This is a genomic window from Kocuria sp. NPDC057446, from assembly GCF_042802875.1.
GTDB lineage: Bacteria > Actinomycetota > Actinomycetes > Actinomycetales > Micrococcaceae > Kocuria.
Window position 1 is genome coordinate 1 of sequence record NZ_JBHVDI010000141.1, and the last position, 10323, is coordinate 10323.

The window sequence follows — 10323 nt, forward strand, 5'->3', positions numbered from 1 at the left end:
GGGGCAGGCGCCCCGTGCGGGGCGCCTGCCGTCACGGGATCAGCTGGACATCATCGCGGGGCTCGCCTGCTGGGGCTCGCGCTCCACCCGCACGTGCTCGTTGGGCACGCAGTGGGTCATGGTGAGACCCTCCACGCTGCGCGGGCCGTTGTTGCCGAGGTTCGCCACGCGCTGCAGCTCCGCCTCGGTCAGGCGCTGGGTGGGCAGCGGGCCCAGGTCGCGCACGTCCTCGAGGGAGACGCCGATGCCGTCGCCCACGCGGCGGCCCATCTCGTCCTCGATCATGTAGAAGTGCCAGACCATGCGCTCCTGGATCGGGCGGTCGCACTGGGACAGGGCACCGACCAGGTTGGCGATGAGCTCCTCCTTCTCCCAGTCCTCCTGGAGCTGGAAGCGCTCGCCGGCCTGCTGGTAGTCGTTGGTCCGCTCGATCTGGGCGCGGGTCAGGCGCGCGTTGAGCTGCGGACCGACCTCGGGCTGGTAGCCCTCGGGCTTCGGGGTCTCCTGCACGCCACCGGTGATGGACGGCTCGTAGTTGACGTGCGGGTTCTGGCCGGGGGCCACGTCCACGCCGTAGGCCATCTGGCCGTCGCGCTGGTTGGTGGCCACCGGGGCCTTCGGTGCGTTGACCGGCAGCTGCAGGTAGTTCGGGCCCACGCGGTAGCGCTGGGTGTCCGAGTAGGAGAAGGTGCGGCCCACGAGCATCTTGTCGTCGGAGAAGTCGAGGCCGTCCACCAGCACGCCGGTGCCGAAGGCGATCTGCTCGTTCTCGGCGAAGAAGTTCTGCGGGTTGCGGTTGAGCACCATGCGACCGACCGGCTTCGGCGGGAACAGCTCCTCCGGCCACACCTTGGTGTCGTCCAGCGGGTCGAAGTCCAGCTCGGGGTGGTCGTGGTCCTCCATGACCTGGACCTGCAGCTCCCACTCGGGGTAGTCGCCCGCCTCGATCGCGTCGTAGAGGTCCTTGGTGTGCGAACCGAGCGTCTGGGCCTGGATGTTCGCCGCGTCCTCGGAGGTCAGCGACTTCACGCCCTGCTTCGGGATCCAGTGGTACTTCACCAGCACGGACTCACCGGCGGCGTTGACCCACTTGTAGGTGTTCACGCCGAAGCCCTGCTGGTGGCGGTAGTCCGCCGGGATCCCGCGCGGGGAGAACAGGATCGTGACCATGTGCATCGCCTCGGGCGACTGGCTCCAGAAGTCGAAGGCGCGGTTGGCGACGCCGGCCTCGAAGTTCACGGGGTCCGGCTTCTGGGAGTGGATGAAGTCCGGGAACTTGATGGCGTCACGGATGAAGAAGACGCCGAGGTTGTTGCCGACGAGGTCCCAGTTGCCGTCCTCGGTGTAGAACTTCACGGCGAAGCCGCGGGGGTCGCGGGCCACCTCGGAGGAGTCCCGGCCGCCGGCCACGGTGGAGAAGCGCACGGCGGTCTCGGTGCGCTTGCCGGCCTCCTGGAAGAGCTTCGCGCGGGTGTACTTGGCGATGGGCTCGTCGCCGAACTTGCCGTAGGCCTCGAAGTAGCCGAAGGCCGTGGTGCCGCGGGCGTGCACCACGCGCTCGGGGATGCGCTCGCGGTCGAAGTGGCTCATCTTCTCGAGGAACGCGTAGTTCTCGAGGGTCGCGGGACCGCGCGAGCCGACGGTGCGGGTGTTCTGGTTGTCGTGGACCGGGTGGCCCTGGCGCGTGGTCAGGGTCTGGTCGGGAACGTTCGTCATGGGGTTCCTCTCGATAGGGGCCGGATGTCCGGGAGGCCGGGGCGGGACCGCTCCGGCCTGCCCGGGTGCGGTCATCGGTGCCGACGACAGCTCTCGCCCAGTATGTCGGAAGCGGCGGGCTATTGCTAGCGATTCATAATTGCGGAGTGGCGGACCGTGCCGGTGCAGGTGGGAGGGGGGTCCGAGAGCCGCGGTGGGCCGGCGCTCCCAGTCGACCACCGGGTGCGGGGAGCGTCAAGGGTGCCCCGGCCGGGGCGCGGAGCCCCGTGCCGGACCGATCGCCGGACTATGCATAAATACAAGTTGCCGTGTATAGTCATGCACAGAAGGCGGGGGTCACGTCGTGGCGCCCGGACCATCGACGAAGGGAAACACCGTGACCGAGCGTGTTGTGCTGGCCTACTCCGGAGGCCTCGACACCTCCGTGGCCATCGGCTGGATCGGCGAGGCGACGGGGGCCGAGGTCATCGCCGTGGCCGTCGACGTCGGACAGGGCGGCGAGGACCTGGAGACCATCCGCCGGCGCGCCCTCGACTGCGGGGCCGTCGAGGCCTACGTGGCCGACGCCCGTGACGAGTTCGCCGCCGAGTACTGCATGCCGGCGCTGCAGGCGAACGCCCTGTACATGGACGCCTACCCGGTGGTCTCCGCGCTGTCCCGCCCGGTGATCGTCAAGCACCTCGTGGCCGCGGCCCAGCGGTTCGGCGCCTCCACCGTGGCCCACGGCTGCACGGGCAAGGGCAACGACCAGGTCCGCTTCGAGGTCGGCATCCAGACGCTGGGCCCCGAACTGAAGTGCATCGCGCCGGTCCGCGACCTCGCCCTGACCCGCGACAAGGCCATCAACTACGCCGAGAAGCACCACCTGCCCATCGCCACGACCAAGAAGAACCCCTTCTCGATCGACCAGAACGTGTGGGGCCGGGCCGTGGAGACCGGGTTCCTCGAGGACATCTGGAACGCCCCGACCAAGGACGTCTACGACTACACGGACGACCCCACGTTCCCGCCGCCGGCCGACGAGGTCGTGATCAGCTTCAAGGGCGGCATCCCCGTGGCCCTCGACGGTCAGCCCGTCACGCCGCTGCAGGCCATCCAGGAGATGAACCGGCGCGCCGGGGCCCAGGGCGTGGGCCGGATCGACATCGTCGAGGACCGGCTCGTGGGCATCAAGTCCCGCGAGGTCTACGAGGCCCCCGGCGCCATGGCCCTCATCGCCGCGCACCGCGAGCTGGAGAACGTGACGGTCGAGCGCGAGCAGGCCCGCTTCAAGCGGATGGCCACCCAGCGCTGGACCGAGCTCGTCTACGACGGCCAGTGGTTCTCCCCGCTCAAGCAGTCCCTCGACGCCTTCATCCAGGACACCCAGAAGTACGTGGACGGCGACATCCGGATGACCCTGCACGCCGGTCAGGCCACGGTCACGGGCCGCCGCTCGAACACGTCCCTGTACGACTTCAACCTCGCGACCTACGACGAGGGCGACGCCTTCGACCAGTCCCAGGCCCGCGGGTTCATCGAGCTGTTCGGCATGTCCTCCAAGGTCGCGGCCTCCCGCGAGCAGCGGATCGCCGCCGAGGCCCGGCAGACCCAGGGCGCGTAGGCTCGTCCCCAGCAGGACCGGGCACGACGACGGAGGGCCCCGCCCCGGCGGGGCCCTTCGTCCACGCCCGGCCGACCCGGCCCCGGCGGATCCGACCCCGGCGGCCCCGACCCCGGCGGACTCCAGCCGGCGGACCGACGAGGAGAGACATGGCGCAGCAGGACAAGCACGGGACCAACGAGGGTGCGCTCTGGGGCGGGCGCTTCGCCGGGGGACCGGCCGACGCCCTCGCGGCGCTGAGCAGGTCGACGCACTTCGACTGGCGCCTGGCCCCCTACGACATCGCCGGCTCCCGGGCCCACGCCCGGGTCCTGCACACCGCCGGGCTCCTGACCGGCGACGAGCTCGAGGGCATGCTCGACGCCCTCGACCGGCTCGAGGCCGACGTCCGGTCCGGGGTCTACGCCCCCGCGGCCTCGGACGAGGACGTCCACGGATCCCTCGAGAAGGGACTCATCGAGCGCGCCGGCCCCGAGCTCGGCGGCAAGCTGCGCGCCGGCCGGTCCCGCAACGACCAGATCGCCACCCTGGGGCGGATGTACCTGCGCGACCACGCCGCGATCATCGCCCGCAACGTGCTCGACGTCGTGCAGGCGCTCCTGGACCAGGCGAAGGCCCACCCGGAGGCCCCGATGCCCGGGCGCACCCACCTCCAGCACGCCCAGCCGGTGCTGCTGTCCCACCACCTGCTCGCCCACGCCTGGGCCATGCTGCGCGACGTCCAGCGCCTCGTCGACTGGGACGCCCGCGCCGCTGTCTCCCCGTACGGCTCCGGCGCGCTCGCCGGGTCGTCGCTGGGCCTCGACCCGCGGGCCGTCGCCGCCGAACTGGGCTTCGACTCCGCCGTGCACAACTCCATCGACGGCACCGCGGCCCGGGACGTCTACGCCGAGTTCTCCTGGGTGACGGCCATGATCGCCGTGGACATGTCCCGGATCTCCGAGGAGATCACCACGTGGGCCACCAAGGAGTTCTCCTTCGTCACCCTCGACGACGCCTTCTCCACCGGGTCCTCGATCATGCCGCAGAAGAAGAACCCGGACATCGCCGAGCTCGCCCGTGGCAAGGCCGGCCGGCTGATCGGCGACCTCACCGGGCTGCTGGCCACGCTCAAGGGCCTGCCCCTCGCCTACAACCGTGACCTCCAGGAGGACAAGGAGCCGGTCTTCGACGCCATCGACCAGCTCGAGGTGCTGCTGCCCGCGGTCGCGGGGATGATCGCCACCCTCGACTTCAACACGGAGCGCATGGCCGAGCTCGCCCCCCAGGGCTTCGCCCTGGCCACCGACGTCGCGGAGTGGCTCGTGCGCCAGGGCGTTCCCTTCCGGGACGCGCACGAGGTCGCCGGGGACGCCGTCCGGGTCTGCGAGCAGCGCGGCATCGAGCTGTGGGACCTCTCCGACGAGGACTTCGCCGCGATCTCCGCCCGGCTCACCCCCGGCGTGCGCGAGGTGCTCACGGTGGCGGGCTCGCTGGCCTCGCGCAGCGCCCAGGGCGGAACGGCGCCCTCGGCCGTGGCCGCGCAGACCGGCGAGCTCGAGCGCCAGGTGGCCGAGGCCGCGGAGTTCTCGCGGCGGGCCCCGATCGTCGCGGGATGAGCCGGCGCGAGCCGGTCACCGGGCCCGCGCTGCTCGAGCTGCTGTCCCGGCCGGCGCCCGAGGTCGCCCCGCGGCTGCTCGGCGCACTGTTCGGCCACCGCACCGGCGAGGGCACCGTGGTCCTGCGGCTCACGGAGGTCGAGGCCTACGGCGGCCCGGACGGCTCCGACCTGCCGGACCCGGGGGCGCACACGTGGCGCGGGCGCACGGCGCGCAACGCCTCCATGTTCGGCCCGCCGGGCCACGTCTACGTGTACTTCACCTACGGGATGCACCACGCCGTGAACCTGGTCTGCCGCCCCGAGGGCACCGCGGGCGGGTGCCTGCTCCGCGCCGGCGAGGTGGTCGAGGGCGTGGAGCTCGCCCGGGCCCGCCGGGCCGCGGGACGGTCCCGGCCGGTGCCCGACACCGCGCTGGCCCGGGGCCCGGGCAATCTCGCCAAGGCCCTGGGCATCGACCTGAGCCACGACGGCGCCGCGCTCGCCGGGACGGCGCAGGCCGCGGCGCCGGGCTTCTTCCTGCGCCTGGACGGCCCGCTGCCCGGCGCCGCCGGTCCGCGCACCGGGGTGTCCGGGCCCGGCGGGACCCCCGAGTTCCCCTGGCGGTGGTGGCTGCCGGGGGAGCCCACCGTCTCCCCGTACCGCGCCGCGGTCCCACGCCGGCGCCGCTGAGCCCCGGTGGGACCGGGACGGCTAGCATGAGCGACGTGACTGAATCCGTTGAGCAGATGATCGAGCGCCTGTGCGTGAAGATCCCCGACTACCCGGAGCCGGGCGTCCTCTTCCGCGACCTGACGCCCCTGTTCGCGGACGGTCCCGGCTTCCGGCGCACCGTCGACGCCCTGGCCGACGCCTTCCGCGGCCAGTTCGACCACGTGGCCGGCGTCGAGGCGCGCGGGTTCCTCATGGCCGGGGCCGTGGCCTACGCCACGGGCGTGGGCCTCATCCCCGTGCGCAAGGCCGGGAAGCTGCCGCGGGAGACCTTCCGCGAGGAGTACGTCCTGGAGTACGGCTCGGCGGTGCTGGAGATCCACACCGACGACGTGCCCCGCGGCGCCCGCGTGCTCGTGCTCGACGACATCCTCGCGACCGGCGGCACCCTGGGGGCCACGGCGCAGCTGCTGCACCGGGCCGGGCTGCACGTCGCCGGGTTCGGACTGATCATGGAGCTCACCGACCTGCGGGGCCGCAGCCAGCTCGGCGGGCATCGCGTCCGGGCCCTGTACCGGGTCTGACCTGGGGCGCAGCACCCCGGCGAAGCACTGTGACGCACCGCGCGGCGGGGACGTCTCCGCAACGCCCGCCGACCGGTAGAATCGATGGTCTGTTCGATCCGGAACGAGGTGTCCACCCATGGCAGAGACCGTCGCCACGATGGCGGCCGAGCAACTTGCTGTCGAGCGCGCGTACGTCGCGATGCTCTACGACCGGCTCGACGAGCTGCGGGCCGAGAAGACCGCGGAGCTGGCGGCCGTGCGGCGCAGCGAGTCCTTCGGCAACCACCAGAACCGCGCGGAGCGCGACGCGTTCGCGACCCACTACGAGGACCGCCTCGCCCAGCTCGAGGCCGTGGACCACCGTCTCGTCTTCGGACGCCTGGACGGCCACGACGGCGACCGCCGCTACGTCGGGCGCATCGGCCTCGCCACCTCCGACCACCAGCGGCTCATGGTGGACTGGCGCGCCCGTGAGGCCGCCGCGTTCTACCAGGCCACGGCGCAGAGCCCCATGGGCGTCCGGCGCCGCCGGCACCTCATCCTCGAGGGCCGCGACGTCGCCGCCCTCGAGGACGACGTCCTCGACCCGGACATGCTCGAGGACGAGGGCGTGCTCCACGGGGAGGGCGCGCTGCTGGCGGCGCTGAACCAGAAGCGCACCGGCCGGATGTCGGACATCGTCGCGACCATCCAGGCCGAGCAGGACCGGATCATCCGCGCCCCGCTGCCGGGCGTGCGCGTGGTCCAGGGCGGGCCCGGCACCGGCAAGACCGCCGTGGCCCTGCACCGGGCGGCGTACCTGCTCTACGAGCACCGGGAGCGGCTGCGCAAGGCCGGGGTGCTGATCGTCGGGCCGTCGTCGTCGTTCATGTGGTACATCGAACGGGTGCTGCCGGCGCTCGGCGAGACCGGCGTCGTGATGTCCTCCCTGTCCGAGCTGTTCCCCGGTGTGAGCGCCGTCCCCGAGCGGGATCCGCGCACCGCACGGCTCAAGGCGGGCCTGGACATGGTCGACGTCGTCGCCCGCGCCGTGCGGGACCGGCAGAAGGTGCCCGCGGCGGAGCAGGTGCTGCGCGTGGACACCCACCGGGTGACCCTGACCCCGCGCACGGTCAAGCGAGCCCGGGACAAGGCCCGCGCCACCGGCAAGCCGCACAACGAGGCCCGCAACACCTTCGTGAAGATCGTGCTGCGCGAGCTCACCGAGCAGCTCGGCGAGCACCTCAACACCACCAGCGGCAACGTCATGGACCGCTCCTACCTCGCGGAGGACATCCGGCAGTCCCGGGACGTGCGGATCGCGCTCAACCTCGCGTGGATGCCGATGTCGCCCCAGACCCTCGTCGGGCAGCTGTTCAGCAAGCGCCACTACCTGGAGTCCGCCGCCCCGCATCTCGACGCCGCCCAGGTCGACGCCCTGCTGCGCCCGGCCGACGCCCCCTTCACCGTGGCCGACGTGCCGCTGCTGGACGAGGCCGCCGAGCTGCTGGGCGACCTCGACGAGGCGGGGGTGCGCCGGCGCGCCGAGACGGACCGCGAGCTCCGCAAGGCGACCGACAACGCCGAGCACGCGCTGCAGAACATGCACCAGAGCCTCGAGGACGTCGGGGCGGACGGCATCGTGACCGCCGCCCAGCTCACGGACTTCAACGCCGTCACCCCGCACCGGATGACCGCGGCCGAGGCCGCGACCGCGGACCGCACGTGGGCCTACGGGCACGTCGTCGTCGACGAGGCCCAGGAGCTGTCGCCGATGCAGTGGCGCGTGCTGATGCGCCGGTGCCCCATGAAGTCGTTCACCGTGGTCGGCGACATCGCCCAGGCGGGCTCGGCCACGGCCGCCCGCAGCTGGCAGGACGCGCTCGAGCCCTTCGTGGGGGAGCGGTTCGCCCTCGACGAGCTCACGGTGAACTACCGCACGCCCGCCGCGATCGCCGAGGCCGCGGTCGAGGTCGCCCGCGGCGCCGGCCTGGACCTCTCCGCCCCCCGGGCCGTCCGCGAGGGCGAGCCGCCGATCGTGCAGCGCGTCGGTGCCGGCGACGTGGTCGACGGCGTCCTGGACCAGGTGCGCACCGAGCTCGAGCTCGTCAACGGCGGGCTCGTGGCCGTGATCGTGCCTGAGGACCGCGTGCAGGAGATCGGCACGGCGCTCGCCGGGGCCCTGCCCGGACTCGTCGGCGCCGGCGTCCGCCGGCTGGACCGGCAGGTCGTGGTGCTCTCCGCGTGGGACGCCAAGGGACTCGAGTTCGACTCGGTGGTGGTCCTCGAGCCGCAGGCGCTCGTCGAGGAGGTCGGCGGAGGCGTCGGCAATCTGTACGTGGCCATGACCCGGCCCACCCAGCGGCTGCGCGTCGTCGCGGCCCGGCCGCTCCCGGTGGGCCTGGACCGGTTCTGAGCCGGCACCGCCCGGAGGCACCGGGGCGCGGAGGGGGACGCCCCCGCGCCCTGGTACCTTGGAAGCCGTGTCGAACGCTATAGACCTGGACCTCCAGCACAACGATCCGTCCTTCGCCACCGTGTGGCAGGAGCTGCAGTGGCGCGGGCTCGTGCACGTGTCCACCGACGAGGCGGCGCTCGAGAAGGCGCTGTCGGAGGAGACGCTCACCTACTACTGCGGGTTCGACCCGACGGCGGCGTCCCTGCACCTGGGGCACCTGGTGCAGCTGCTGCTGATGCGCCGGCTCCAGCTCGCCGGTCACCACCCGATCGGGCTGGTGGGCGGGTCCACCGGACTCATCGGCGACCCCCGCCAGACCTCCGAGCGGATCCTGAACTCCAAGGAGACAGTGGCGCAGTGGGTCGACCTGCTGCGCGCCCAGGTCGAGCGCTTCCTCTCCTTCGAGGGCGAGAACCGGGCCGTCATGGTCAACAACCTGGACTGGACCTCCCAGCTGTCGGCCATCGACTTCCTCCGCGACATCGGCAAGCACTTCCGGGTCGGCACGATGATCAAGAAGGACATCGTGGCCAAGCGGTTGCACTCGGACGAGGGGATCTCCTACACCGAGTTCAGCTACCAGATCCTGCAGGGCCTGGACTACCTGAACCTCTACCGCGAGCACGGGTGCACCCTGCAGACCGGCGGCTCCGACCAGTGGGGCAACCTGACCTCCGGCACCGAGCTGATCCGCAAGGTCGAGGGCACCTCCGTGCACGCCGTGGGCACCCCGCTGATCACCAACTCGGACGGGACGAAGTTCGGCAAGTCCGAGGGCAACGCCGTGTGGCTGGACCCGGAGCTGACCTCGCCGTACGCCTTCTACCAGTTCTGGCTCAACACCGCCGACGCCGACGTGGTCGACCGGCTGAAGGTCTTCACCTTCCTCGCCCGCGCCGAGATCGAGGAGCTGGCCCGGGCGGTCGCGGAGGAGCCGTACAAGAGGCAGGCCCAGAAGGTGCTGGCCTGGGAGGTCAACACCATGGTGCACGGCGTCGAGGCGACCGAGAAGGCCATCGCGGCCTCGGCCGCCGTCTTCGGGCGGGGCGAGCTCGCGGAGCTCGACGAGCAGACCCTGGACTCGGTGGCCCGGGAGCTGCCCGGGGCGAGTGTGGCCTCCGGGTCCCTGCAGGTCGCCGATCTGCTGGTGGCCACCGGACTGTCGGAGTCGAAGTCCGCGGCGCGCCGGACCCTCAAGGAGGGCGGGGCCTACGTGAACAACGAGAAGGTCGTCGGGGAGGACGCCGAGCTCGCCCCCGATCAGCTCCTGCACGGCCGGTGGGCGCTGCTGCGCCGCGGCAAGAAGCACCTCGCGGCGGTGACCGTGGAGGCCTGAGACCGGTCCCGATCCGTCCACCACCCCCGTCCGGGAGCCGAGCTTGCAGGCCCCTGGGCGGGGGTGTAGTGTTCATCGAGTCGTCAGGCAGGGCCGAGAGGCCGGCCGGGGACACCACCGCAAAGAGCAGCAGGACCGACAGGTGCTGCCTAGTTCATGCGGGAGCGACCCTCCGGGTCGGTGCGGGATCGGAACAACGCAGGTTGACACGCCGAGAACGGACTGCGTAGGATGGTCGAGCTGCCTGAGGCGGGGAACGATGTTCCACCGAGAAGGGCACCAAAATTCCAACACGGTTTCCGGGTGTGAGAGCCTGGTTGCTGGTCTGTTGTTTGAGAACTCAATAGTGTGCCATGTTTGTTGATACCGGATGTTTTATTCGGTTGATTGGTTGTCGCCGTCCTGCCTCCGTGGGGT

At 71.7% G+C, this 10323-nt stretch carries 7 protein-coding genes; 6 read left to right on the forward strand and 1 reads right to left on the reverse strand.

Annotated elements, in window-relative coordinates; genetic code table 11:
- Positions 1-39 precede the first annotated feature (39 nt).
- Entirely contained in the window at positions 40-1716 is a 1677-nt protein-coding gene (locus tag ACFU0Y_RS14595) for a catalase (RefSeq protein ID WP_380215248.1), read from the reverse strand.
- Positions 1717-2092: 376 nt separating this feature from the next.
- Here ACFU0Y_RS14595 and ACFU0Y_RS14600 point away from each other — a divergent pair, with 376 nt between their 5' ends.
- From ACFU0Y_RS14600 to tyrS, 6 genes are all read left to right on the forward strand, one after another.
- Positions 2093-3319, forward strand: a complete 1227-nt coding sequence (locus ACFU0Y_RS14600; RefSeq protein ID WP_380215249.1) for an argininosuccinate synthase — start codon at positions 2093-2095, stop codon at positions 3317-3319.
- Positions 3320-3468: 149 nt separating this feature from the next.
- Positions 3469-4917 (forward strand): argininosuccinate lyase, encoded by a 1449-nt coding sequence (gene argH / locus ACFU0Y_RS14605; protein WP_380215250.1) that lies wholly within the window; start codon positions 3469-3471, stop codon positions 4915-4917.
- A complete protein-coding gene (locus ACFU0Y_RS14610; protein ID WP_380215251.1) occupies positions 4914-5588 on the forward strand; it encodes a DNA-3-methyladenine glycosylase in 675 nt (224 codons plus the stop codon). Before argH ends, ACFU0Y_RS14610 begins: the two co-directional genes overlap by 4 nt.
- 26 nt (positions 5589-5614) lie before the next feature.
- Entirely contained in the window at positions 5615-6151 is a 537-nt protein-coding gene (locus ACFU0Y_RS14615; RefSeq protein ID WP_380215252.1) for an adenine phosphoribosyltransferase, read from the forward strand.
- Between the two features lie 118 nt (positions 6152-6269).
- Positions 6270-8528, forward strand: coding sequence for a HelD family protein (locus ACFU0Y_RS14620; RefSeq protein ID WP_380215253.1), 2259 nt, complete (start codon positions 6270-6272; stop codon positions 8526-8528).
- Between the two features lie 67 nt (positions 8529-8595).
- Positions 8596-9906: a tyrosine--tRNA ligase gene (gene tyrS, locus ACFU0Y_RS14625; RefSeq protein WP_380215254.1), complete on the forward strand. Its 1311-nt coding sequence runs from the start codon at positions 8596-8598 to the stop codon at positions 9904-9906.
- Positions 9907-10323: the final 417 nt, after the last annotated feature.